The 24,070-nt window shown below is 71.8% G+C and carries 21 protein-coding genes and 1 pseudogene; 8 read left to right on the top strand and 14 right to left on the bottom strand.

Annotated features, from left to right (window positions below; translation table 11 throughout):
* Nucleotides 1-119 precede the first annotated feature (119 nt).
* The 3 genes from SSPS47_RS12185 to SSPS47_RS12175 are packed head-to-tail and all read right to left on the bottom strand — an operon-like array spanning nt 120 to nt 2,451.
* Entirely contained in the window at nt 120-482 is a 363-nt protein-coding gene (locus tag SSPS47_RS12185; protein ID WP_147876824.1) for a DUF742 domain-containing protein, read from the bottom strand.
* A complete protein-coding gene (locus SSPS47_RS12180) occupies nt 479-925 on the bottom strand; it encodes a roadblock/LC7 domain-containing protein (protein ID WP_147877042.1) in 447 nt (148 codons plus the stop codon). Before SSPS47_RS12180 ends, SSPS47_RS12185 begins: the two co-directional genes overlap by 4 nt.
* A gap of 8 nt (nt 926-933) precedes the next feature.
* The gene (locus tag SSPS47_RS12175; RefSeq protein WP_239064865.1) at nt 934-2,451 is read right to left on the bottom strand and encodes an ATP-binding protein; all 1,518 of its coding nucleotides are present in this window, start codon (nt 2,449-2,451) and stop codon (nt 934-936) included.
* 466 nt (nt 2,452-2,917) lie between these two features.
* On the opposite strand from SSPS47_RS12175, the gene SSPS47_RS12170 reads away from it, so the two are divergent.
* From SSPS47_RS12170 to SSPS47_RS12145, 6 genes are all read left to right on the top strand, one after another.
* Complete coding sequence (locus SSPS47_RS12170) at nt 2,918-4,003, top strand: GNAT family N-acetyltransferase (protein ID WP_164254531.1); 1,086 nt, start codon at nt 2,918-2,920, stop codon at nt 4,001-4,003.
* Nucleotides 4,004-4,225: 222 nt separating this feature from the next.
* Complete coding sequence (locus tag SSPS47_RS12165) at nt 4,226-5,449, top strand: glycosyltransferase (protein WP_239065252.1); 1,224 nt, start codon at nt 4,226-4,228, stop codon at nt 5,447-5,449.
* Entirely contained in the window at nt 5,446-6,258 is an 813-nt protein-coding gene (locus SSPS47_RS12160; protein ID WP_164250928.1) for a polysaccharide deacetylase family protein, read from the top strand. Before SSPS47_RS12165 ends, SSPS47_RS12160 begins: the two co-directional genes overlap by 4 nt.
* Before the next feature lie 182 nt (nt 6,259-6,440).
* Entirely contained in the window at nt 6,441-8,387 is a 1,947-nt protein-coding gene (locus SSPS47_RS12155) for a hypothetical protein (protein ID WP_239064864.1), read from the top strand.
* Nucleotides 8,384-8,773, top strand: a complete 390-nt coding sequence (locus SSPS47_RS12150) for a hypothetical protein (protein ID WP_164250920.1) — start codon at nt 8,384-8,386, stop codon at nt 8,771-8,773. The genes SSPS47_RS12155 and SSPS47_RS12150 overlap by 4 nt, the downstream gene beginning before the upstream one ends.
* The gene (locus SSPS47_RS12145; RefSeq protein ID WP_203557825.1) at nt 8,773-9,858 is read left to right on the top strand and encodes a glycosyl hydrolase; all 1,086 of its coding nucleotides are present in this window, start codon (nt 8,773-8,775) and stop codon (nt 9,856-9,858) included. Before SSPS47_RS12150 ends, SSPS47_RS12145 begins: the two co-directional genes overlap by 1 nt.
* Before the next feature lie 223 nt (nt 9,859-10,081).
* Here the strand turns inward: SSPS47_RS12145 and SSPS47_RS12140 are convergent, their stop codons facing one another.
* From SSPS47_RS12140 to SSPS47_RS12095, 10 genes and pseudogenes are all read right to left on the bottom strand, one after another.
* Nucleotides 10,082-11,140: a serine hydrolase domain-containing protein gene (locus SSPS47_RS12140; RefSeq protein ID WP_164250918.1), complete on the bottom strand. Its 1,059-nt coding sequence runs from the start codon at nt 11,138-11,140 to the stop codon at nt 10,082-10,084.
* On the bottom strand, nt 11,137-12,099 hold the full coding sequence (locus SSPS47_RS12135) for a hypothetical protein (RefSeq protein ID WP_164250917.1): 963 nt from the start codon (nt 12,097-12,099) through the stop codon (nt 11,137-11,139). Before SSPS47_RS12135 ends, SSPS47_RS12140 begins: the two co-directional genes overlap by 4 nt.
* A gap of 277 nt (nt 12,100-12,376) precedes the next feature.
* Nucleotides 12,377-12,556: pseudogene (locus tag SSPS47_RS12130) on the bottom strand (hypothetical protein); the annotation flags it as partial.
* A gap of 77 nt (nt 12,557-12,633) precedes the next feature.
* Nucleotides 12,634-14,811 carry a lipopolysaccharide biosynthesis protein gene (locus SSPS47_RS12125; protein ID WP_164250915.1) on the bottom strand — a complete coding sequence of 726 codons (2,178 nt, stop codon included), beginning with the start codon at nt 14,809-14,811 and terminating at the stop codon, nt 12,634-12,636.
* A 4-nt stretch (nt 14,812-14,815) separates the two neighbouring features.
* Entirely contained in the window at nt 14,816-15,967 is a 1,152-nt protein-coding gene (locus SSPS47_RS12120; RefSeq protein WP_164254528.1) for a DegT/DnrJ/EryC1/StrS family aminotransferase, read from the bottom strand.
* Nucleotides 15,968-16,171: 204 nt separating this feature from the next.
* The gene (locus tag SSPS47_RS12115) at nt 16,172-16,963 is read right to left on the bottom strand and encodes an ABC transporter permease (RefSeq protein WP_164250914.1); all 792 of its coding nucleotides are present in this window, start codon (nt 16,961-16,963) and stop codon (nt 16,172-16,174) included.
* Nucleotides 16,960-18,003, bottom strand: a complete 1,044-nt coding sequence (locus SSPS47_RS12110; protein WP_203557824.1) for an ATP-binding cassette domain-containing protein — start codon at nt 18,001-18,003, stop codon at nt 16,960-16,962. Before SSPS47_RS12110 ends, SSPS47_RS12115 begins: the two co-directional genes overlap by 4 nt.
* A gap of 80 nt (nt 18,004-18,083) precedes the next feature.
* A complete protein-coding gene (locus SSPS47_RS12105; RefSeq protein WP_147878884.1) occupies nt 18,084-18,932 on the bottom strand; it encodes a DUF4097 family beta strand repeat-containing protein in 849 nt (282 codons plus the stop codon).
* A 97-nt stretch (nt 18,933-19,029) separates the two neighbouring features.
* Nucleotides 19,030-19,548: a toxin-antitoxin system HicB family antitoxin gene (locus SSPS47_RS12100; RefSeq protein WP_164250911.1), complete on the bottom strand. Its 519-nt coding sequence runs from the start codon at nt 19,546-19,548 to the stop codon at nt 19,030-19,032.
* Nucleotides 19,549-19,879: 331 nt separating this feature from the next.
* Nucleotides 19,880-20,785, bottom strand: a complete 906-nt coding sequence (locus SSPS47_RS12095) for an RNA polymerase sigma factor SigF (protein ID WP_147878882.1) — start codon at nt 20,783-20,785, stop codon at nt 19,880-19,882.
* A 350-nt stretch (nt 20,786-21,135) separates the two neighbouring features.
* Here SSPS47_RS12095 and SSPS47_RS12090 point away from each other — a divergent pair, with 350 nt between their 5' ends.
* Together SSPS47_RS12090 and SSPS47_RS12085 are read left to right on the top strand one after the other, a co-directional pair.
* Nucleotides 21,136-21,504, top strand: a complete 369-nt coding sequence (locus tag SSPS47_RS12090; protein WP_164250909.1) for an STAS domain-containing protein — start codon at nt 21,136-21,138, stop codon at nt 21,502-21,504.
* Nucleotides 21,505-21,714: 210 nt separating this feature from the next.
* Nucleotides 21,715-22,203, top strand: coding sequence for an ATP-binding protein (locus tag SSPS47_RS12085; RefSeq protein ID WP_078077000.1), 489 nt, complete (start codon nt 21,715-21,717; stop codon nt 22,201-22,203).
* Between the two features lie 102 nt (nt 22,204-22,305).
* On the opposite strand, the gene SSPS47_RS12080 is transcribed toward SSPS47_RS12085, so the two are convergent.
* On the bottom strand, nt 22,306-23,856 hold the full coding sequence (locus tag SSPS47_RS12080) for an oligopeptide:H+ symporter (RefSeq protein ID WP_164250908.1): 1,551 nt from the start codon (nt 23,854-23,856) through the stop codon (nt 22,306-22,308).
* Nucleotides 23,857-24,070: the final 214 nt, after the last annotated feature.

Here is a 24,070-nt window from a genome sequence, read left to right as displayed (position 1 = left end):
TCTTGGCCGCGCCGGCGACGCTGGACCTGACGTACTTGCCGGCGGCTGCGTCGCCCCTGCCGGTGGCGTCCTTGCCGGAGGCGTCGTCGCCGGGCGTGTTCAGCGCGGACGCCTCGGCCTCAGAGGCGGCTTTCGAGGCCATGGAGGACCTTTCTCAGCATGGTCACATCGGCTCGTTCGGCCGGCGGTATGGGCGGACGGGTGACGATCAGTCCCCAGTCGATGAGATCGGCGAGCAACACCTGGACGACGGAGGGCGGTTGACCGAGATGGGCCGACACCTCGGCCACCGACAGCAACCCCTGACAGTGCGTCAGGATCGTCCGGTGCTCCGGCTGGAGTGTCGCCGGCTGGTCGCCTTCCCTGGCCACCACGAGCGACTCCCAGGACAGTGGCTCGCCTCCGGCGTCCGCCCTTCCACCCGTGATCACGTACGGGCGTACCGCCGAGGTGGTGGCCCGGTCGTCGGAGCGCTCCGTCATGACGACGGGCTCACCGGATCCCGGGGCTGGCTGCTCAGGTGGCTGCCGATCTTCACGATCAGGAGCTGCATCTGCTGAGCCACCAGACCCACATCGGCGTCGGTCTCGGTCGCGGCGCCCAACTGGGCGCCCACTCCGGCCGACGTGAAGAGGATGAAGCCGTGGTCGGACTCCAGCATCAACTGCCGTACGCCCGCGCCGCTCCCGAACAGCAGCCCCGCCGTCGACCGGCCGGTCATGGTCAGCGCCGCGGACGCGGCGGCCAGCGATTCGGCCTCGGCCACGCTCAGTTCGGCCACCGGGCCCGCCAGATCGGCGGCGGACGCGTGGCCGAGCCGCAGACCGTCCTCGGAGACGACCACCGCGTGCCGGACCCCGGGGATGTCGGTCAACGGGCGGAGCATCCATCCCAGGTCGGGCAGTCGGGAGATCGTTCCGGTCACTCTTCCGGTCACTGCCGGCCTCCGTCGTGTTGGTCGGGCACTTCGGTGTCCTGGACGGCCTCCGCGCGGCCACGACGCGAGCCGGAGAGCACGCTGGTGATCGACGCGCGTGCCGCTTCGGGGGTCCAGGGACGGTCGGGCCGCGCCTGCGGTGGGGGCTGCTGCCGCGGCGCCCGGTCTTCGGCCCGGTCCTGGCCCGCCTCGGTGGCGGGGCTCCGGCGCCTGCTGCGGCGGCGCGGCAGCGCGCCGGGCCCGTCCTCCGCGCTCACCGCGGCGGTCGACCGCTCGTGCTCACGCTCGCCGTCCGCCGACGGGTCGCCCGCCGTCGAGCCGTCCGCCGAGGATTCGCCCACCGCCGAGGTGCCCGCCGTCGCGGACGCCGTCTCCCGCACCGGCACCGGCTCCGCCGGGAAGTGCGACAGCGGTTCGGTCAGCAGCCGGTGCGGTACGAAGGTGACGGCCCGCGTCCCGCCGTACGCCGACGTCCCCGTCAGCTCCACGTTGAAGCCCATCTCCCGGCTCCAGCGCCCCACGCACGCCAGCCCCAGCCGGGGTACGGCCCCGAGCCTGGTCAGGTCCAGTTCGTCCCTGAGCTGTGACATCGCCTGGTGCAGTACGTCCGGCGGCATACCGAGGCCCGCGTCGTCGATCTCCACGACGGCCCCCGCGCCCACTTCGCGGATCGTCACCACGACCTGGGTGCGCGAGGGCGAGAACACGGTCGCGTTCTCCAGGAGTTCGGCGATCGCGTGCATCAGACCCTCGACGGCCGGCGGCACCACGAACAGCGTCTGCCCGCCGTGCACCTCCACCCGCCCGAACTCCACGATCCGCGACATCGCGCCGCGCACACAGTCGTACAGCGAGACCGGCTGCGACTCGCGCCTGGCCGGCCAGATCCCGCACATCACCAGCAGCGTCTGGGCCTTGCGGGTCATCTGCGAGGCCGCGTGGTCGGCCTTCATCACGTCCGCCATCAGGCGCGGGTCGTCGATGGCACGCTCCACGTGGTCGAGCACCTGCTGCTGCACCGTGGCCATCGCGTGCATGTTGCGGGCGACCGACTCGAAGGCCGTCTGCACCGAGTCGCGCAGCCCGCGCTCGCGCCGTACCCCCTCGTCCGAGCCGAGCGCGGCGACCACCGCGGCCAGCGCCCGTGCGAAGTCCTCGCCGGTGTCGGCCTCGGGGGCGACAGGTCCGGGGACGCCGTCCAACCGCCGCCCCGCACGCACCCGTTCGGCGATGGCGGGGACGCGTACGGCGGCCAGATGGGCGACTTCGGCGCCCCGCGCGGTCGCGGTCCGCCGCTCCCGGTCCCGCTCGGCGCGCTCCGCGCCCAACCGCCGGTGCAGCACCAGGACCCAGGCCACAAGCAGTACCGCCAGGGCCGCGCAGCCGCTCGCGAGTGCCTGGCTCCACTCCGCCGTGGACGCCTGTCCGATGAGCACCGCGGCGACGGCTGCGGCCACCAGGGCCCCCAGCCACCACAGCGCCTGTTGTTTCCGTCTGTTCGGCTGCCGGCTCAACACAGTGACCCCGACATGGCAGGCGTGGATAGGGCTGACACGGGGACCGGGCCTCTTCCAGGACTCGTCGGACACGTAGGGGTTGCGAGCGGTTTGATCGACTCGCGTGATCGTGAGCACCCAGATACTACGAGCAATGAGCTGGATTAGGGCAGGAGTTGCGCAACTCCTGTCACTCGGCGGCACAGGACGGGCACCATCCGCACACGTGCGGACCCCCGGTCCGCCGGGCATACGCGCTGGCCGGGAGCGTGAACCCACCCCGCTCACCGGTATCCCCGTCCTCACCCGCCCCATGTACAGGTCCACCCGCCGTGTCGGTTCGCGTTTCGTATCCGTCATGACATGGGCGACTGGCCCTGTACCGCAGTGATTTGGCCCGGTACCGTCCTGTTCGAGTGATGACCGGGGGGTCGGGTTGAGCGACGTACGCGTACGTGGTGGGGCCGGTGCCCGCATCCGGGTGATGCGGCCGGGGGAGCTGGACGCGGGCCACATCGAACGCTGGCGGGAGTTACGGGCGCTGTCCGGCGTGCCCGCCAATCCGTTCATGGAGCCGGAGTTCACCCGGGCGGTCGGACGCGTCCGGCCGGGCGCCCGCGTCGCGGTCGTCGAGGGGGGAGGTACGGCGGTCGTCGGCTTCTTCCCGTACGAGAGAGGGCCGTTGGGCCAGGGCCGGGCGATCGGGTTCGGCGTGTCCGACTGCCAGGGGCCGGTGCTCGGCCCCCTCGACCCCGAACTCGGTCTCACGGCAGCCGAGTTGCTGCGCGCCTGCTCGCTCACCAGCTGGGAGTTCGACAACCTCGAAGCGGGACAGACGCTGTTCGCCCCGGACGCCGCCGAGGAGTTCGACTCCCCCGTCATCGACATCGGCCGGGGATACCCGGCGTACGAGAGAGCCCTGCGCGCCGGATCGCCCAAGTTCTTCCGCACGACGACCGCCAAGGAACGCAGACTGGCCCGGCAGGCCGGCGAGGTCAGGTTCGTCTTCGACGAGCGCGATCCGGCGGCGCTGCGCACGCTCATGGAGTGGAAGTCGGCGCAGTACCGCAGGACGGGCCGCCGCGACCGCTTCGCGAAGCAGTGGATCAGCGCGCTGGTGCGGCGGCTTGCTGCCGACCACACTCCCGGCCGCACGCCCGGCTGTTCGGGCGTGCTTTCAGTCCTGTACGTCGCGGACCGCCCGGTCGCCGCGCACTTCGGGCTCCGCTCGCGCACCGTCCTGTCCTGCTGGTTCCCCGCGTACGACACCGAGTTCGCCAAGTACTCGCCGGGCCTGATCCTCCATCTGAGGATGGCCGAGGCGGCGGCCGGCGCCGGGATCGGCCTGCTCGACCTCGGGCGCGGCGCCGCCGAGTACAAGGACGCGCTCAAGACCGGGAACCTGCGGGTGCGCGAGGGCGCCTCCGTACGGCCGGGGCCACGGGCGGCCCTGTACCGGCTCGGCCGCGAACCGTCGCGCCGCGCGCACAGCTTCGTACGGAACCGGCCGAAGCTGGCCGGATACGCGCAGAGCGCCCTGAATCAGGTGGGCCGGCTCCGGGACCGGTGACCGGCGAGCCGTCCCCAAGCGCACACGAGCGGAGGCATGATGCCGCACACTCCGAGCACGTCCCCACGATCAACCTCGACGCCAGGGCCAGGGCCAGGACCGGGGCCAGAGCCGGGGCCGGTGTCGCGTTCGCCGCTGCGCCACATCGGCGTGGCAGACCTCGACCTCGATCTCGACCTGGAGCGGGCCCCGTCCCCGGCGCCCGGCCCCGATCCCGGCGGCGTGCCGCACGTGCGGTCGCTGACCCCAGCCCCCGGCGGTCCGCCCCTGCGCGCCGGCGCCCTCTTCGCTCTCGTACGGCTCCGGGGCCGCCCCGTCGCCACAATCCTCACCACGGTCCCGGACGGCGCGGACCCCGCCGACGTACTCGTCGCGGCCTTCCGTGCCCAGTACGGGCAGCGCGCCCAACGCCCCTCTGAGGCAAGCACGTTGCGCGGCACACCACCGCGTACGACCGTCGTCGTCGCCACCCGCGAGCGCGCGGACCGGCTCGGCCGGGCGCTCGACTCGCTCCTCGCCCAGGACCATCCGGACTTCCGCGTCGTGGTGGTCGACAACGCGCCCGTCACCACCGCCACGCGCGAACTGGTCGCCCAGGTCTACGCGGGCCGCGTCACATACGTCCGCGAACCGGTGCCCGGACTGGCCGCCGCCCACAACCGCGGTGTCGCCGCCACCGACAGCCCCGTCGTCGCCTTCACGGACGACGACGTCGTCGCCGACCCGCGCTGGCTCTCCGCGCTCACCGTGCCGTTCGCGGCCGACCCCCGGACCGGCTGCGTCACGGGCCTGATCCTCCCCGCCCGGCTGACCACCCCCGCGCAGGTACTCCTGGAGAGCCACGGAGGTTTCGCGAAAGGCTTCGCCCCCCGTCTCTGGGACCCGGCCGCACCGCCCGCCGGCGAACCGCTCTTCCCGTTCACCGCGGGCAGCTTCGGCTCCGGCGCCAACATGGCGTTCCGCACCTCCGCGCTGCGCGCCGTCGGCGGCTTCGACCCCGCCACCGGCACCGGCACACCCGCCAGGGGCGGCGACGACCTCTACGCGTTCGTCCGGATCCTGACCGCCGGTCACCGGCTGCGCTACACACCCGACGCGCTCGTCTGGCACCACCACCGCGAGACCTGGCAGGACCTGCGGGACCAGGCGTACGGGTACGGCGCCGGCCTCACCGCGTACCTCACCGCCGTCCTCTGCCGCCGCCCCTCCCTCCTGCCCGCGCTGCTGGCCAAGCTCCCGCGCGGCCTGGCCCACGCCCGCGCCATCACCGCCCACCGGCCGGCGGAGACCGGGGCGGAGCCCCCCGGCACCCCCGGCACCCCCGGCACCCCCGGCGCACACGGCACCCACGGCCACCCGTGGCCGCTCTCGCTGTCCCGGCTGGAGCGCAGGGGCATGCTGTACGGCCCGCTGGGCTACGCCAGGGCGCGCTGGGGGAGCCGATGACGCCGCCGGGAGACCACGCGCCGCGCATCCCCGTCCTCCTCTACCACGCGGTCATGGCCGACCCGCCCGACTGGATCGCCGAATTCACCGTCGCACCGAGGCAGTTCGCCGCCCACCTGGACGCGGTGGTGGCCGGCGGCCGTACCCCCGTCACCGTCGGAGCGCTCGCCGGCCGGCTGACCGGCGGCGCCCCGCTGCCGCCGCGCCCCGTCGTCCTCACCTTCGACGACGGATTCGCCGATCTGCCGGGTCCGACGGCCGAAGCGCTCGCCGCACGCGGTCTGCCCGCCACCGCCTACCTGACCACCGGCGCCATCACCCCCGGCCACCGCAGCCTGCTGCCGCCCGCGCCGATGATGACGCTCGCTCAGGCGCCGTCCCTGGAGCGGCACGGCCTGGAGATCGGCGGGCACACGGTGACGCACGCGCAGCTGGACACCCTGCGCCCACCCGAACTGGACCGGGAACTGCGGGAGTCCAAGGCGGTGCTCGAAGACGCACTCGGCCACGGGATCACCCATCTCGCCTACCCGCACGGCTACAACAGCCGCGCCGTACGCGCGGCCGCCCGCCGGGCCGGATACGCCTCGGCCGTCGCCGTACGCCACGCTCTCAGCTCCGGGACGGACGAGCCGTACCGCATCGCGCGCCTCATCGTGCGCCGTGGCCACACGGTCGCCGACGTGGCGACGTGGATGGCGGGGGAGGGCGCCAGAGCGGCGCCGTTCCCCGACTCGGCGGCGACGGTGGGCTGGCGCCTCTACCGCAGGACCCGCGCGCTGGTGAAGGGCCCGCGGTTCGCGGGCTAGGTCCGCCGGACATGGCCTAGGTCCGTCCCGGCGGGGGCTCCGAGGGCCGGCACCGGGCCCACGCGCGACAGTTCGACAGACATGTACGAGAGCCACGCAAAAGCGCAGAGAGTTCCTATAATTCGCTGAAGGGGACAGCGGCGTGACGGCCGCGACCACACAGGGGTGGGGGGAGTCGCACCGTGCAACCACGCGTGCCCGCACAGGACTTCGGGACCCGTCCGGCCGGGGCTCCGAATCGCAGCGAGTCCCCGGCGCCGACACACCCGCCGCCGTCCCCTCTGCCCCGCCGCGCGCCGCCAGGGCCCCGGCGGCTCTTACGCCCCCAACTGCTGCTCACCTGGCTCCCGTTGCTCGCGGCGGCCGCACTCTGGACGCACTCGCTGCCGCGCGTCGGGTTCCGGTCCATGGGCGACTACGGGCTCCTCGACCGCTTCCCCGCCGCGTTCTACGCCGCGCTCCTCCTTCTCACCTGCGGATTCCTGGTCGCGCTGCGCCGCGCCGGGACCGCGCCGTGGTGGCCCGCCGGCTACTGCGCCGCCCTTCTCGTGGCCATCAAGGCACCACCGGCCGTGCTGTACGACTCCGTGCGCTACCCCTGGGCGTCCAAGCACGACGCCGTCGTCAACCAGCTCCTGCTCAATGGTGAACTGCGCCCGAACGCCGCCCTGTCGGGCAACATGTCCGCCTACGACCAGTGGCCCGGCTTCTTCACGCTCACCGGCGGGCTGGTGCGCGCCTTCGGTGTGGAAAGCGCCGCCGTGTTCCTCAACTGGGCGCCGATCGCGCTCGGTGCGCTGATGATGCCGGTGCTCGTGCTGCTCTACCGCACCTTCACCGAGGACTGGCGGCTGGTGTGGACGGCCGTCTGGATCTTCCAGCTCGCCAACTGGGTCGGTCAGGACTATCTGGCGCCGCAGGGTTTCGCGTATCTGCTGCATCTGTCCGTGATCGCCGTCGTCCTCCGGCACTTCGTGCTGCCGGGATCGGCGGGCAGGCTGCGCGACCGGTCGTTCCTGGACCCGGCGTCCGCCGCCGTGCCACCCCCCACCGGCACCGGGCAGCGCGCCGTGGGCGTGGCCGTCCTCGCGCCGCTGATCCTCGCCGTCAACGCCTCGCACCAGCTCACACCGGTGATGCTCTGCGTCTCGCTGTTCGCCCTCACGCTCACCCGCCGCTACCGCAACTACGGTCTGCTGGCCGTCGCCGCGCTCATCATGCTGGCCTGGGACCTGACGATGGGACGGCCGCTGTTCGTCGAGACGCTGGGCACCCTGCGCGACTCGCTCGGCCGGCTCACCGAGAACTCCCGCGCCGGATACGCCGGTGAACTCACCGGTCCCGGACCCGAACTGGCCGGCCTCGCCAATGTGCTGATGGTTCTCGTCGTCGCCGCGCTGGCGGGCGCGGCGCTGCTCCTGCGCCGTCGGCTGGTCCGCGCCGCGCTGCCCCTGCTGCTCGTGTCGCTGGCGCCGGTCCCGCTGTTCGTCGTGAACGACTACGGCGGCGAAATGCTCTTCCGCGTCTATCTGTTCGGGCTGCCCGGCGCCGCGTTCTTCGCGGCGGCGACGCTCGTGCCCGCCGCCGGGGGTGCGCGAGGACCGCTCCGAAGACGGGCCGGGGCGCTCACCCTCCACGGCGCGCTGCCCGTCGCCCTTCTCGTACTGCTCGCAGGTTTTCTGCCCTCGTACTACGGCAAGGAGAAGATGTACTACACCCCGCCCGCGGAGACCGCGCTCGTCACCCGCGCCATCGACCGGGCGCCCGAGGACGCCCTGATCCTCGCCACCACCGGCTCCTTCCCGCAGGCGCTGCACCGCTACGACCACGTCGGCCACTGGTTCTTCGCCGAGCAGGAACTCCCCGAGAACGAGCGGATGCTGGCGGACCCCGCGCGCTATCTGGCGGACGGCATCCCGCCCGGCACCGACGCCTACGTGATCCTCACACGTACGCAGGACATCTACGCGGCGGGCGAAGGACTGCTGCCGCCGGGCGGCTTCGACGCACTGCGGTCGCGGCTGACGGCCTCACCGCTGTTCCGGGTCGTGGAGGAGCATCCGTACGGAATCGTCCTGGAGTACCGGCCGCGCACGGGCACCACCGCCCCGGGGAGCGAACGCCCATGACCTTGGATCATTTACGGCTCCGAGTACCGCTGGCCCTCGCCGGCTGGGGCGCGGTGGCGGCGACCGAGCTGCCCGGCGGTTCACCACTGCGCTGGATCCCGGTCCTGCTGTTCGTCTGCTTCGGACCCGGCCTCGCGCTCCTCCACCCGCAGCGCGGCACGCTGCGCCCGGCCGCGAGGATCGAGGCCGTCGCGCTCGCCGCGCCGCTCAGCCTCTCCCTCGCGGTCACCGTCGCCACGACGCTCTTTCTGGTGCGCGGTTTCTCGGCGACGGCCCTGCTGGTGACGCTCGCGGCCGTCACGACCGTCGCCGCCGCCCTGCCGGGACTGCCGCTGCCCGCCGCGACGCGGGGCGCGGTCGGCGGCGACGGGAGGCGGGGACGCTGATGGCGGCCCGGCTCAGCGACGTCGAGAAGCAGGCGTACACCGTGATCGTCCTGGTCGCCGTCGGGCTGCTCATCGCCGGGATCGGCATCTGGGCCACCGAGTCGGACGGGCACGCGGACGACGGCTGCGCGGCGACGGAGCTGCTGGAGCCGCCGTGCGGCGCCTGGTGGGGAGCGTATGTCCCGTACGCCGAGGACGGCCCGGCGGACGGCTCGCTCACCCGGGCGGTGTACGCCTTCGAGAAGAAGATCGGCCGCAGGCTCGACCTCGTCCACAACTACCACGACATGTCGAACAGCGAACTCGACGGGCAGCTCCTCACCCCCGACGAGCGGGAGCTGGGCGAGGACCGGATGCTGATGCTGGCCTGGGAGTCCACCGTCTGGCGCGAACCGCACCACGAGAACTGGACCGAGGACCAACTGGGCTGGGCGAACGTCGCCGCCGGGAAGTACGACGAGGAGATCATCGATCCCCAGGCGCGGCGCATCAAGGAGTACGGCGAGGAGCACGGCAAGCGGATCTTCCTCTCCTTCGACCAGGAGGTCGACGCCCGGATCAAGGAGGGCGCGGGCACGCCGGGGGAGTACGTCGCCGCGTACCGCCATCTGCGTGACCGCTTCGAGGAGTTGGGGGTGGAGAACGTGGTGTGGGTGTGGACGGTCTCCGGCTATCTGGGCAGCGCGGACGAGATGAAGGCGCTGTATCCGGGGGACAGTTACGTCGACTGGATCGGCATGGACCAGTACAACTACTACCTCTGCCACGACACCACCGACTGGAAGGACTTCGACCGCAGTCAGCGCCCCACGTACGACTGGCTGCGGGAGAACATCTCCGCCGCGAAACCGCTGATGCTCGCGGAGTTCGGCACGGTGCCGGATCCGGCGGACCGCGACCGGCAGCGCGACTGGTACACGCGGATCCCGGAGTCGGTGCGGACGATGCCGGCGGTGAAGGCGCTGGTCCACTGGAACAGGCCGATCCCGGGCGACGACTGCGACCTGACGGTCAACGAGGGCCCGCCCCTCGACGGCTACCGCGAAGCGGGCGGGGCCCCGTACTTCGACCAGCCGCTGCCCTAGGTCGTGTCCGAAAAGTCCCGCCCGGCCCGCGACGCCCGGCGCGGTGCCTCTCCCCCGTAGCCCCCGAGGGGGCACGGGAAGTGCCCCCGCGTTGTCGGAGCCGACCGAGTTCGGCCGATTCATCCACCACACCGATCCTCCGCCTTGCGATGCACCGCGCCGACCGCCGCGGGCCCCGCCCCGCGGGCGGACGGCGCTGCTTTGCGGACACGCCCTGGTGTCCTCAGTCGCCGAACAGCACCCCGTACGCCGTCGGGACGAACGCGTCGGAACGCCGGAACCGCCGCGAGGCGACCGCCGCCACCGCGGTGCCCGTCCCCGGGCAGAACCCCAGGAACGCCTGCTGCCCGCTCGTCGCCCCGCAGTGGAAGTACGCCGGGCCGTCCTCCGTCGGGTGCTGGAACCACGTCAGGGTGTGCGTGTGCGCCTTGCCGAGGCCGCGCCGCAGCACGGGGCGGCGGACCGCGTGCAGCGCGTCCGCCAGTGACGGCGTGCGCTCCGGCCGCAGATGCGCCTCCAGGAAGGTGAGCAGGTCGTGCGGCGTGGCCCGCACCGCCCCCGCCGCCGCGAAGCCGCCGATGCGCAGCGGGGGCACCTGGTTCACCCCGTCCCTGGCGTGCCCGACGGCGTCGGTCGTGTCGAAACCGGCCCCGGCCACGGCCCCGGCCCCGCGCGTCGTCGTGCCCTTCAGCCCCAGCGGCGCGAGCACCTGCTCCTCCATCAGCGCGTCCCAGCCCGTCCGGGTCGCCGCGCCGAGCGCGTGACCGAGCACGGAGACGGCGAAGTTGGAGTAGTGCCAGCGAGTGCCGGGCCGGTGGCGGGGGCGCGCGCCCAGGAAGGCGTCCACGAGGCGGTGCGCGGGATAGCCGGCGAACGGGTTGGTCGTCCAGTGCGGCAGCGCCTGCCGGTAGAAGTCGCGCGGCAGCGCGGGCAGTCCGGACGTGTGGGTGACCAGATGCCGCAGGGTGATCGGCGCGACGAGGCGCGGCGGCCGGGTCCCGAAGCAGGACGCCGCCGAGTCGTCGTACGCCACCCGGCCGGCCGTCGCGAGCCGGGCCAGCAGCAGCCCCGCGAACGGTTTGGACGCCGACCCGATCTCGTACCGCAGCCCCTCCGCGCCCGGCGAGGCGCGGACGGTGCGGTGCCCGTGCACGGAGACGGCGAAGACGACGTCCGGGGCGTCGACCGCGCGCACCGCCGCGTCGAGCCGGTCGTGCGGCGTACCGGCGAGCGCGGCGCGGGCGACCCGGGTGACGTCGCCGGTGAGTTCGCTCCCGCTCATGACGCGACGGGGGCCGTCAGGCGCGCCATGGCGCGCGAGGTGGCCAGTACGGAGGCGAGCGCGGCGACCAGGGTCGGGTGGTAGACGATGTCGAAGACGTCGTCCGCGCTCCCCTCCGGCATCTCGTCCGTCACGGGCATCGCCCCGTCGGGCTGCTGCGCGGCGGCGAAGCCGCGCCACACCCGCTCGTCGAGGGTGGGTTCGGGCAGGCAGGCGTCCACGACGAGCAGTTCGCCCAGCAGGTCCCAGCGCTTCAGGTCGAGCCAGTCGTCCAGCCAGACCGGCAGCCAGAGCGCGAGATAGTCGGCGATGTCGGCGGGCAGCCCGGCCGGTCTCCGGCCCCAGTCGGTGAGGTGGAAGACCGTGTGGGTGATGTCGTACCCGATGTGGCCCTCCACGGTCCACGGCTCGGGCGTACGGGCCAGCCAGGTGTGCCGGGCGGCGTCCTCCACCGGTGTGCCCGGCGCCAGCCCGAAGCGCCGCTCGTACGTGGAGATGCCCAGGCGCCGGACGGGCAGCACCTCCAGGGCGGCCCAGCTGCCGAGCCGGTGGTTCAGGCGTACGGCGCGCTCGGTCTCCGGTTCCTCGTAGCCCATCTCCTTGAACGGCAGATAGACCTCGAAGGGAATGGGCGAGATCGGCTCCTGCCGCTGGCCGCGCGCCAGCATCCGCCCGCCGTCGAGGGCTTCGCGCCACAGATGGTCCATCAGCCCGCGGGCGAGGGACGCCTGCCGGGAGCCCGCCACGCCCTCCCGGAAGAGGATCTTGCAGATCATGGCGGCTTCGCCGATCGGCTTGAAGCGCTCCAGGAAGCCCACTTCGGGGTCGGCGTCGGGTTCGAGCCGGAAACCGGCGCGGTTGATGTACAGCCACTCCATCGCCCGCGCGCCGACACCGTGGATGAGTTTCGTGTGACCGGCGCCGGTGCCGGCGGTGTCGTCGGTGCTGTCCGTCGTCATGCGACGCCTTCCTGTACGGGTGCCAGGCGGGCGTCGGCCAGCGTGGCGGCGAACGCGGCCATCAGGTCAGGACGCTCGGCAGCAGGACGTCGGCGCCCAGTACGCGCACCGCCGCCAGACTCAGCCGGTCGTCCGCGAGGGTGCCGACGGTGCCGCCCACCACAGAGGAGTGGCCCCCGTCCCGGAGGACGGAGACCACCTCTGAAGCCAGGTCATGCACCACACCCGCCAGGCGGGGAGAGGTACCTGACTGCTCCATTCGACGTCTCCCGTCAGCCCTTCTTGGGCGGGGGGTCGGCGGCGAGAGCAGGACCGCGCCTGCACCGGCGGCCAGCGCCAGCGCGGCGCACTCCCGGCTGTCGCGGTAGGTGCCTTCGGCCTCGCTCGGGCTCAGGACCGCGTCGATGTCGACGTCCAAGCCCTTCGTAACGACACGGGCGTTGGTCTCGGTGGACATGCCATCATCCCCTCAGAAGGAAGCTGATTTTTTGGACATAAATGAGTTCAACTCGCATATCGGACGCGTGCAAACGCTCAGTTACGGGCGTGGGCCGCTCGGGCGATCCGCGCCAGCAGGGCGGTGAGCGCCAGCGCCAGAAGCCCCGTGGTCACCGGGACGGCGACCGCCGCGAAGGCGCGCTGCGCAGCCCAGCCGCACACCACGAGCACCCAGACGGCCGCCGAGACGACCCGCCCGTCCAGCGGCCCCTTCGCATGCGACACCCGCAGCACGACGGCGGCCATCCCCAGACAGAGCAGTTGCAGGACGACGGGCAGCAGCTCCGGCGCCAGTGCCGGACCGGTCAGCTGCGCGAGAGCGTCCGCGACCGGCCGGTGCCAGGGACCGGACGCGGCCTCGGGCTGTACGCCGAGAAGCGGCGGCACTCCGTGCAGCGCGCCGAACAGGGCCAGCGGCGCGGCCGTCAGGAGGAGGGGCCGCGACCGTACGAGCGCCAGGGACGCGCACTGGACGACGATCAGCACGACACCGGCACCCACGGTCAACGGCGGCAGGACGGCGAGGAGTTGGGCGCCCGACAGCCGGTCGCCGCCGAGACCGGCGGCATCCCGCGCCGGGATCGGGAGGAGCCCGGCGGCCAGCGCGAGGAGCAGCCACAGGACCACGGCGGACGCGTGACCGTTCCCGCGTGGGCGCGAGACCGCCGCGGACGGTGCGACGGGCTCCGCCTGCTGTGGACGGGCCCTGGACCTCGGTTCCCGGACCGGGATCCCGAACGCCGGAGTCGCCGTGTCGTGGACCCCGTGCAGATACGACGTCTGCCGCGCCCAGGCCGTCCGGTACTCGGCCTCCTCCACCGCGTCGGCGGGGGCCCCTCCCGTACGCCGCCGCCGCTCCGCCGTCTCGCGCGCCCAGGTCGTCCCGTACGCGGTGTCCCGCTCCCCGTGTCCGTGCCGACGACCGCGACCGCTCAGCGCCGACCGCAGCCCCGGCGCCGCCACCAGCGCGATGAGCGTCATGGACAGCAGCATCGCCAGCCCGGCACCCGAGATCCCGGCCGGCCCGAGCAGCAGCACCGCGCTGCCGAGGACGGACACGCACATGGCGCCCTGAAGGGCGGCGAGCATGCCCGTACGGCCCTGGACGCGCAGCACGCCGATGTACAGCTCCACGACGACACGCGGCAGGGCGGCGGCGGCCAGCAGGCGCAGGACCGTCGAGCCGTGCTCGGCGTAGTCGGCGCCGAAGGGCGCGAGGACCTGGGGCGCGAAGACCACCAGCACCAGCACCACGGGCACCAGCAGCACCGTCATCCGGCGCAGCGCGCCCCGTACGCCGTCGGCCAGCCGCTCGGGGGAGTGCGAGGCGTGCGCGGTCAGGGACGAGGCCATGTTGATGGCCATGAACTCCATCGTCCCGCCGACGGTGTAGGCGGTGTAGAAGAACGCGTTGTGCGCCGCGTCGAAGCGGACGGCGACCATCACCGGCAGCAGATTGATCATCGCCAGGCTGAACAGGGCGCCGACCGAGTCACCGGCCAGGAACCGCCCGATGTCCGCCGGACGCGGTGGCTCGCGGTCCCGGTCGGCGGCGGCCTGCCGGGGGATGAGACGGCGGAACACCAGCCAGCCGAGCGGCAGTACGGACAGCGCGATGGCCGCCGCCCAGGACACGAAGACGCCGAGGACCGGCAGCGCGGTGGCGAACGCGACGAGCAGCAGCAGCTTGCCGAGCGAGAAGACGGCGTTGCCGACGGGCACCCAGATCGCCTCGCGCAGCCCGGTCAGCACCCCGTCCTGGAGGGTGAGCAGCGCCCAGGCGACGCACGCGCCGGTGAAGAGGAGCCCGGCACTGACGCCGCCGAGCGGCGCGTACGAGGGGCCCCACAGGTCGAGCGTCAGCAGGAAGACCACGCAGGCGACGCAGACGACGGCCGAACTGAGCGCGTACGCCCGCCACACGAGCGCGCCGGTCGCCCGCCCCGCCCGTGGCACGTAACGCACCACCGCGCCGATCATGGTGGTCGCGGTGAGGGACGCGAGCAGCCGCATGGCGGCGATGGCGGCGGAGCCCTGGCCGACGGCCTCCTCGGTGTAGTGGCGGGCGGCGACCAGCCAGAAGCCGAGACCGAGGGCGGCGGAGACGCCGGTGGAGAGCATCAGCGCGTACGCGTTGCGGAACATCGAGTCGCCGCCGCTGTCGGCGCCGCCGTGGCCGGTGGCCGCGTCCTTCGTCGCCGAGTCCGTGCGCACCGTGTCAGCCACCGTCGTGCTCGGGGGGTAGCGCGGGCTCGGCCCCCAACTCGGTGAGCGCCGAGATGACTTGGCGGGCCCGTAACGGGTCGGCGGGCAGCGCGTGGCGGGCGAACCAGGCGGCGGGAGCGGGACGCGGTGACGTGTCGGTGAAGACGTCACCCGCGTACACGTCGAGCGGCGGGTCGTAGAGATAGCCGGTGGTGATCCGGCGCCGGGCGAGGGCGGCGACCGCCGCGTCCCGGTCGGCGACCAGCAACGGCACCCGGAACAGCGGCCGGACGGGCCCCGGCGGCGCGGGCGTCGCCCACCGGGTCGCCAACAGCCGCTCCGTGCCCGCCCGGTGGGCGGCGAGCAGCGGATCGAGCCCGGACAGCAGCCGTTCGGTGCGGGCGAGGCGCAGCCGGCCCGGCGTGATGCGGTACCGGCGCATGTCCACCCGTACCCACGACTCGAAGCCGCCGAGCCCCGGCCCTTCGGCCAGCGCCTCCTTCAGCTCACCGGGGCGCAGCTCCATGCGGATGCCACGGCGCTCCTCGGCGCCGACCGCCCGCAGCAGCCCGCGCGCGGCCCGGACCAGCCGCAGCCCGCGCACCCCCGCCTCGGCGTACGGCCGCAGGGCGTAGGCGAGTTCGGCGGTGAGCGCGGCCGGTTCGAGGAGCGCGTCGCGGGCCGCCGCCAGCTCCGTACGGAGCGCGGGATCGGCCATGGCGAGGAAGCCGCCGGTCTTGGCGCCGACATGCTTGGAGAGGCTGAACACGGCCGCGTCCCCGAAGGTCCCGACGGCGCGGCCCGCCACCTCGGAGCCGATGGCGTGGGCCGCGTCCTCGATCAACGGGATCCCCAACGCGTCGCAGCGGGAACGCAGTTCGGGCGAGGGGTCGGGGTTCCCGTACAGATTCGTGGTCAGTACGGCGCAGAGCCCACGCCAGTCGGACTCCGGGACGGCAGCCGGGTCGATCGAACCGTCCCGTGCGTTCAACGGCGCCTGGGCGGGGCGCAGTCCGGCGGCGAGCACCACGAACATGATCACGTCGTCGTTGACCGGCGACATCAGCACCCGGCCGCCGGGCGGGCACCAGTGGCGCAGCGCCACGTAGAGCCCCAGCCGGCACGACGGCACGTACAGACACTCTCTGCCAAGACGGCGCCGCATGAGCGATTCCAGCGCGGCGTACGGCGTCGGGCAGCCCTCCCCAAGAGCCATACCGTTTCCCCCTGCCCCCGGATCAATGTGGCCTTTGGGGATGCTCCCGTCAATACGGTCGCCGCGTCGTCCACGGTGGAAGGCCCGCCCGCCCAGGCGGCGGTCGCCCCGGGGCGGACGGGTCGCGGGAGGCGGCCGGTGCCGTCATGTCCGTTACTTCGGGTCGCTGTTGAACTTCGAGGTCGACCAGAAGTATCCGAGCACCGCGAGGCCCAGGCACCAGGCGAGGGCGAGCCAGCCGCTGTTGCCGATCTCGGTGCCGAGGAGCAGTCCGCGCAGGGTCTCGATGGCGGGTGTGAAGGGCTGGTACTCGGCGACGGGCTGGAACCAGCCCGGCATGGTCCCGACCGGGATGAAGGCGCTGGAGAGGAACGGCAGCAGGATCAGCGGAGTCGCGTTGTTGCCGGCGGCCTCGGCGTTCGGGCTGGCCAGGCCCATGCCGACGGCGATCCAGGTGAGTGCCATGGCGAAGAGCGCGAGCAGGCCGAAGGCCGCGAGCCACTCCAGGACCGTGGCATCCGCGGAGCGGAAGCCGATCGCCACGGCGACGGCGCCGACGAGGACCACGCTCATCACACACTGGAGGACGCTGCCGACGACGTGCCCGACGAGCACCGAGCCGCGGTGGATGGCCATCGTGCGGAAACGGGCGATGATGCCCTCGGTCATGTCCATCGAGACGGAGACCGCGGTGCCGATCGTGGTCCCGCCGATGGTCATCATCATGATGCCCGGGACGAGGTAGGCGATGTAGTCGGCGCGGTTCGCGCCGCCGCCGCCGATGCCCGCGCTCATCACGTCGCCGAAGATGTAGACGAAGAGCAGCAGCATCATGATCGGCGTGAGCAGCAGGTTCAGCGTCATGGACGGGTAGCGGCGCGCGTGCAGGAGGTTGCGGCGCAGCATCGTGCGGGAGTCGCGTACGGCGAGGGCGAAGGTGCTCATCGGGCGTTCTCCTTGGACTGGCCGGGGACGGCGCCGGAGTTGGTGGCGGTGGAGTTGGTGGCGGTGGTGGGGCCGGTGGTGCTGGTCAGGGCGAAGAACACGTCGTCGAGGTCGGGGGTGTGGACGGTGAGTTCGTCGGCCTCGATGCCTGCCGAGTCGAGCCAGTCGAGGATGGAGCGCAGTTCGCGCTGACTGCCGTCGCTGGGGATCTGGAGCGCCAGCGCCTCGTCGTCCCTCGTGACCTCGGTCAGAGCGGAGGCGGCGGTCCGATACGCGGACGGGTCGGTGAAGCGCAGGCGTACGTGGCCGCCCGGGACGAGGCGCTTCAGCTCGTCGGCGGTGCCTTCGGCGGCGATCTTCCCGTCGTTCAGCACCGCGATGCGGTCGGCGAGTTCGTCGGCCTCCTCCAGGTACTGGGTGGTGAGGAGGACGGTGACCCCGCCGGCGACGAGGCCGCGGATGATGCCCCACATGTTGTGGCGGCTGCGGGGATCGAGGCCGGTGGTCGGCTCGTCGAGGAAGATGATCCGCGGGCTGCCGACCAGCGTCATCGCGATGTCCAGGCGCCGCTTCATACCGCCGGAGTAGGCCGACGCGGGCTTCTTCGCGGCCTCGACCAGGTCGAACCGCTCCAGGAGCCCGGCGGTCACCCGCCGCCCCTCCACGCGGGAGAGGTGGTGCAGGTCCGCCATCAGCAGCATGTTCTCCTCGCCGGTGATCAGACCGTCGACCGCGGAGAACTGCCCGGTGACACCGATCGCGGCGCGCACCGACTGCGGATCGGCGGCGAGGTCGTGACCGCCGACCCGCGCCTGTCCGCCGTCGGCAATGATCAGCGTCGACAGGATCTTCACGGCGGTGGTCTTCCCGGCACCGTTCGGTCCCAGCAACGCGAACACCGAGCCCGCCGGGATGCGCAGGTCGATGCCGTCGAGGACGAGCTTGTCCCCGTAGGACTTGCGCAGCCCGATGGCGGAGACGGCGGGGGGCGACTCCTGACCGTTGCTGCGACTGGATGTGGGCATGACAGATGAAGGCATGGGCCCTCCCGTTCGAAGGCTGGAATGAAGTGACGGGAATGGAGTGAGAGGAGACGCGGGCTCTCGGGCGCGAGGGACCCTCAGGCGCGGGCGCGGGCGCGGCGGATGTCGATGTTGCCCCAGTTGGTCCGGGCGCGGACCTTGACGGTGTCCTCGCTCTGCTCCGGGGCCTGGGAGGCGGCGAGCGTGTTGCGCACCTGCCCGCGGTTGGAGCTGACGTCGAGCCAGGCGGCGGTGCCCTCGCGGACGCCGACCTCGATGGAGCCGTTGGCGGTCTCCAACTGGACGGTGCCGGAGGCGACCTCGGCGACGCGAAGGCCGCCGTTGGTGGTGGTGCCGGTGACCGAACCCTCGGCGCGCTCGATGTCGATGGCACCGTTGGCGCCGCTCATCCGCAGCTCGCCGGTCACGGCGCCGACGGTCGTGGCGCCGTGCGAGTTCTTCAGGACGGCGGGGCCGTCGACGAGGCCGACGCGCACATTGCCGGTGCTGCTGGTGATCTCGGCCATGCCCTCGACCCGGTCCACGGTGATCGAGCCGTGGGACGCCTTGAGCTGGAGCGGGCCGGTGGTGTCGAGGCGTACGTCGCCGGCCGAGGTCTTCACGCGGACCTCGCCGAGCCGGCCCTCACCGAACACGTTGGCCCCGGCGCCGGTCATGTCGATGCTTGAGCCGGTGGGCAGTTCGACCGTCACGTCGACGGTGCCGCCGCGCCCCAGCAGATTGGCCTTCGGCGTCCTGACGGTCAGTGAGCCGCCCGAGCAGGTGACCTCGGTCTGGTCGGCCGTCCGTACGTCCTGGTCCTTCTTCGGGTCGCGGGGCCGCACCTCGACCACGGTGTCGGGGCGGTCGCCCGTGGTGAACCAGATGGAACCGGAGTAGACGTAGGCGGTAACCGAGATCGGTTCGGGAGTGTCGTAAGAAGGCATGGCTGTCCCGTCCTCTTGGGTCTTCGGATCGTCCCCGCAGGTGAGGGACGTGGTGTGGGTGACGTGGTGTGGGTGACGTGATGGGGCGGACGCGCGGCTAGCGCACCCAGCCGGTGAAGCTCTGTCCGACGGTCTGGGTCTTCTCCGTCGTACGCGGCCGGGTGCCGCCGTCGACCGCGGCCGACACGGCGCGCACCAGCCAGGCGTTGACCGACAACCCCTCGCGGGCCGCGGCCTCCTCGGCGCGGGACTTGAGGTGGGCCGGCAGGCGCAGGTTGACGCGGGCGGTGCCGCCCTCGTCGCCCTCGGCCGGGGCCGGGGTCCTGAGCGGTTCGACGGGCGCGGCCGGCTCCGCGTGGGCGCCGGTGTCCGCGGGCGGCAGGGTCACCACGAAGTCGGGGTCGAGTCCGCGCAGCCGTACGTCGACCGAGCCGGGGGCGAGTTCGCGGGTGATCTCGTCCATCGCGGCGGAGAGCACGCTGAGCATGGTCAGCCGGGTCGCCGACTCCAGTGGAGCGGTGAGCCTCTCGGCCAGCTCGCGGGCTTCGTCACTGGCGGCCTCGGCGGCCACCGCGAGTTCACGGCGGAGGTTGTCGACGTACGGGGTGAGGTCCATGACGCCATCATGGCACCACTATGGCCCCATCTGCAAGCGCCACGTTGGCGTCACTGGAGCGTCAGTCCGTGAGGCGGCTCTGACCTGGGGAAACGTACTGGCATCTCTCTGTTTCACTGTGGCACCATGTGCGCCAACGTGCTCCTGGGGGCGTGAAGTGGCACCGGATGGCACCGGATGGCGCCAGATGGTGCCGCGGTGACGTCGAATGGCACCGGGTGGCGCCGGCCCGCGCCACCCGACGCCAGGTGCGTACAACGCGTGTGGCCCGGTGGTCGTCCGAAGACGACCGCCGGGCCACGTGGAGGATTTCCCGCCGAAGGCGGGCCTGTCACTCCTCGATCGTCAGGCCCTTCCGCAGCTTGACGAGCGTGCGCGACAGCAGCCGCGAGACATGCATCTGTGAGATGCCGAGCTCCTCGCCGATCTCCGACTGGGTCATGTTGGCGACGAAGCGCAGGGACAGGATCGTCCGGTCGCGCGCCGGCAGGCCCGCGATCAGGGGCTTCAGCGACTCGACGTACTCGATGCCTTCGAGCCCGTGGTCCTCGTAGCCGATGCGGTCGGCCAGCGCGCCCTCGGTGTCGTCCTCCTCGGGCTGGGCGTCCAGCGAACTCGCCGTGTACGCGTTGCTCGCCGCCATCCCCTCGACGACCTCGTCGTTGGTGAGGCCGAGCCGCTCCGCGAGTTCGGCAACCGTCGGTGCGCGGTCCAGCAGCTGGGACAACTCGTCGCCCGCCTTGGCCAGTTCGAGGCGGAGCTCCTGGAGCCTACGCGGCACCCGCACCGACCACGACGTGTCGCGGAAGAAGCGCTTGATCTCGCCGACGATCGTCGGCATCGCGAAGGTGGGGAACTCGACGCCCCGGCTCAGCTCGAAGCGGTCGATCGCCTTGATCAGGCCGATCGTGCCGACCTGGATGATGTCCTCCATGGGCTCGCTGCGGGAGCGGAACCGGGAGGCGGCGAACTTGACGAGGGCGAGGTTCAGCTCGACCAGGGTGTTGCGTACATAAGCGTGCTCATGGGTGCCCTCTTCCAGACCTTCGAGGCGGCCGAAGAGGGTCTTCGACAGGGACCGGGCATCCAGCGCGCCCACTTCGTCGAAGGGCGGGATCTCTGGCATGTCATCGAGGCCCGGGAAACCGGACGCGAGTGTGGCGCCGGTCTCGTCAGGGTCGGACGGGATTGTCGACGGCGCGTCGTGGGTACGCGGTTCGTCGAGCCGGGGTGACATGGGTCTCCTCCATACGTTCTCGGCATATGGCTGCCGATGCCAATACGCGCTGCTGCGGTTTGCGGCGCCTCCATAGCCGGTCGCGTCGGTCAGGTCGGTTGTGTCTTTACTAGCCCTATCGGTTCGGAGCGGACACGTGCAAGTGTCATATCGCACATATGTCCGCATTGCGTGGGAGATTGGCTACCGGAGAACGCGTGAAAGGCGTAATGTTTCGGCGAACGCCAACGGCGCGTGGCACAGCGTCGGGCGTGAACGGGGGTGCGATCACGGCACTTCCGGCGACACCTTTCAAAGCATCGAGACATCTGACGACGGCGCACGACACTGCGGAAGAGGGACGGACGGGCATGGACCGGCAGACGGTCGGCAGCACGAACCGGGGCCGGCTTCGGGTCGAAGTTCGGACCGAGGGCCGAAGCGAGGTCGTGACAGCGGCGGGTGAGTTGGACCACCACACCGCCGAACTGTTGCGCGTACCTCTGGAAGAAGCGATCGACGAGGGGCGGGTGCGCCTGGTGGTCGACTGCTCGCAGCTTGAGTTCTGCGACTCGACCGGGCTGAACGTGCTGCTCGGGGCCCGTCTCAAGGCCGAAGCGGCCGGCGGCGCCGTCCATCTGGCCGCGATGCTGCCGGTGGTCGCCAGGGTCTTCGAGATCACGGGCGCCGACGCGGTCTTCACCGTGCACGAGTCGCTGGAAGCGGCTCTTGCCGACTGATCCCGGAGCCGGTACGAAGGCTCCGCGCGAACCAGATGTTGCAAGTGTCACGTCACCCGCGTAGGTCTTGTGGGTGTTGTCACGATTACGCCGGGCAGAAGAGTCCCGGGCGGCCGGTCGGGACAGACAAGGCACTCTCTGTCACACCGCGGCGACGTAACGACGTAACGACCTATTGGCGAACCGGTGAATCGGTGAGGTGAAGCGCTGATGAGCACCACCCGGCAGTTTCCGCCGGGCGATTTCGGCTCCGAGCCGGACGGCGCGGGTACCACCTCCGCCGGGTCCGAAAGCCGGGTACGCACCCTGGCGTTGGGCAGCGCCAGCGGTATCGTTCCGATGGCCCGCGACTTCACCCGCCAGGCGCTCTACGACTGGGGCTGGCTGCCGGCCGCGACCGCGGACCGCCGCGCCGCCGCCGAAGACGTGCTGCTCGTCGTCTCCGAGCTGGTCACCAACGCGTGCCTGCACGCCGAGGGCCCCGAGGAGCTGCGGGTCTCCTCCGACACCAAGGTCCTGCGCCTCGAAGTCACCGACCGGGGTACGGGCCAGCCCGCGCCCCGCACCCCGCACCGCGCCGGGCGGCCGGGCGGGCACGGGATGTTCATCGTGCAGCGGCTCTGTCTGGACTGGGGAGTGGCCCGTACGCCGGGAGCCCCCGGCAAGACGGTCTGGGCGGTCCTGGCGGCCCCGGCGTAACGCACGACCCTTCTCTCCGGGCGCCGCGCGCGCCCTCGACCGCCGGGCGGGCTCCCTCGGAGCCCGCCCGACTCCGTGCGGCCCGCCCGGCTCGGCGGTGTGTCACCGCACGTCGCCCATCAGTGCCCGCACCTTCCTGCGGTACATGAAGATCGCGAAGCCCGCCAGCGACGCCAGCAGCGCCTCCACGGCGACCACCCCCGTACGGCTCAGATCGACACCGGCGATGGAGAGCATCCCCGTCACCGAGTCGCCGGCCGTCACCGCCAGGAACCAGACGCCCATCATCTGACTGGCGTACTTGGCCGGAGCCATCTTCGTCGTCACCGACAGGCCCACCGGCGAGACGCACAGCTCCCCGACGGTCTGGATCAGATAGATCCCCACCAGCCACACCGGACTGACCAGGGTGCCGTCGGCGGCCAGGACCAGCGGGATCAGGAAGAAGAAGAACGAGACGCCGACGAAGAGCAGCCCCGCGGCGAACTTCACGACCGTGCTCGGCTCCTTGCCCTGCCGGTTCAGCCAGAGCCAGAACCAGGCGACCACCGGGGCCAGCGCCATGATGAACACGGGGTTCAGCGACTGGTACCAGGACGTCGGGAAACCGATACCGAAGACGTGGTCGGCGGCCTTCGTCGTACCGAACGCCTGGATCGTCGACCCGCCCTGGTCGTAGATCATCCAGAAGACCGCGGCCGCGACGAAGAACCAGATGTACCCGGACATCCTGGTCTGCTCGACCGGCGTCAGATCCTTGTCGCGCCTTATCCGGATCAGCACCCCGGCCGGGATGACGATGCCCGCGAGCGTCAGCGGCACCATCGCCCAGTTCAGGGTGAAGTTGCCGGTGAAGACGACGCCTCCGTAGAAGACCGAGCCGATCAGCAGCCATGTCAGACCCTTGGTCAGCCAGCTCGCGCGCTCCTCGCGCGATAGCGGCATCGGGACGACACTGCTGCGCGGCGCCAGGTGCTTCGTACCGGCCAGGAACTGGATCAGACCGATTCCCATGCCGAGGGCCGCGAGCGCGAAGCCGAGGTGCCAGCTGTACTTCTCACCGACCGTGCCGATGATCAGCGGCGCGAAGAAGGCACCGATGTTGATGCCCATGTAGAAGATGGTGAACCCGCCGTCGCGGCGCGGGTCGTTCGGCCCGTCGTAGAGATGGCCGACCATCGTGGAGATGTTGGACTTCAGCAGCCCCGAGCCGAGCGCCACCAGCGCCAGACCGGCGAAGAAGGTGCCCGAGCCCGGCAGTGCGAGCGTCAGATGGCCCACCATGATGGTGCAGGCCGCGATCGTCACGGTCTTGCGCGGGCCCCAGACCCGGTCGCCGAGCCAGCCGCCGGGCATGGCCAGCAGATAGACCATCGACAGATAGATCGAGTAGATCGCGGTCGTGGTGGCCAGGGTCAGCCCCAGACCGCCCTCCTGGAGCCCCTTCGAGGCGTCGGGGCCGCCGGAGAGCAGATAGATCGTGAGCAGAGCCCTCATGCCGTAGAAGCTGAAGCGTTCCCACATCTCCGTCATGAAGAGCGTGGCCAGACCGCGCGGGTGGCCGAAGAACGTCTTCTCGGGGCTGGTGCGGGGGCCGGGGGCGTGGGGACCGCCGGGTGGTTCGGGGGAGTCCTCGGTGAGGCTGGACGCCATGGGGGGATCCTTGCTTGCTCGGGTTCATGAAAAGGGGACCTTCGGCTCTCAAGCCGCCAAAGGTCCCCAACCGGTCGTACGAAGAGCCAGGCCACCATACGGCATGACAGTGCGGTATTCGGGACGACAGAGGGGTATATGGAAGGACTTGAGTGATGGATCACAGGTGCCCTCAGGAACCACGAACCACTTTCGAAGGCAGCCGGCCCAATCA

Origin of the sequence: Streptomyces sp. S4.7, from assembly GCF_010384365.1 — a bacterium.
GTDB lineage: Bacteria > Actinomycetota > Actinomycetes > Streptomycetales > Streptomycetaceae > Streptomyces.
This window is presented reverse-complemented; position numbering and strand designations above follow the sequence as displayed.

Bases quoted from the DNA above. Each gene is read 5' to 3' on its own strand.
- SSPS47_RS12160 (WP_164250928.1), top strand. From the start codon at position 5,446: ATGACGCCGCCGGGAGACCACGCGCCGCGCATCCCCGTCCTCCTCTAC.
- SSPS47_RS12080 (WP_164250908.1), bottom strand. From the start codon at position 23,856: ATGGCGTCCAGCCTCACCGAGGACTCCCCCGAACCACCCGGCGGTCCC.
- SSPS47_RS12140 (WP_164250918.1), bottom strand. From the start codon at position 11,140: ATGAGCGGGAGCGAACTCACCGGCGACGTCACCCGGGTCGCCCGCGCC.
- SSPS47_RS12185 (WP_147876824.1), bottom strand. From the start codon at position 482: ATGACGGAGCGCTCCGACGACCGGGCCACCACCTCGGCGGTACGCCCG.
- SSPS47_RS12135 (WP_164250917.1), bottom strand. From the start codon at position 12,099: ATGACGACGGACAGCACCGACGACACCGCCGGCACCGGCGCCGGTCAC.
- SSPS47_RS12115 (WP_164250914.1), bottom strand. From the start codon at position 16,963: ATGAGCACCTTCGCCCTCGCCGTACGCGACTCCCGCACGATGCTGCGC.
- SSPS47_RS12120 (WP_164254528.1), bottom strand. From the start codon at position 15,967: ATGCGGCGCCGTCTTGGCAGAGAGTGTCTGTACGTGCCGTCGTGCCGG.
- SSPS47_RS12145 (WP_203557825.1), top strand. From the start codon at position 8,773: ATGGCGGCCCGGCTCAGCGACGTCGAGAAGCAGGCGTACACCGTGATC.
- SSPS47_RS12095 (WP_147878882.1), bottom strand. From the start codon at position 20,785: ATGTCACCCCGGCTCGACGAACCGCGTACCCACGACGCGCCGTCGACA.
- SSPS47_RS12105 (WP_147878884.1), bottom strand. From the start codon at position 18,932: ATGCCTTCTTACGACACTCCCGAACCGATCTCGGTTACCGCCTACGTC.
- SSPS47_RS12170 (WP_164254531.1), top strand. From the start codon at position 2,918: ATGCGGCCGGGGGAGCTGGACGCGGGCCACATCGAACGCTGGCGGGAG.
- SSPS47_RS12100 (WP_164250911.1), bottom strand. From the start codon at position 19,548: ATGGACCTCACCCCGTACGTCGACAACCTCCGCCGTGAACTCGCGGTG.
- SSPS47_RS12085 (WP_078077000.1), top strand. From the start codon at position 21,715: ATGAGCACCACCCGGCAGTTTCCGCCGGGCGATTTCGGCTCCGAGCCG.
- SSPS47_RS12150 (WP_164250920.1), top strand. From the start codon at position 8,384: ATGACCTTGGATCATTTACGGCTCCGAGTACCGCTGGCCCTCGCCGGC.
- SSPS47_RS12090 (WP_164250909.1), top strand. From the start codon at position 21,136: ATGGACCGGCAGACGGTCGGCAGCACGAACCGGGGCCGGCTTCGGGTC.
- SSPS47_RS12110 (WP_203557824.1), bottom strand. From the start codon at position 18,003: ATGCCTTCATCTGTCATGCCCACATCCAGTCGCAGCAACGGTCAGGAG.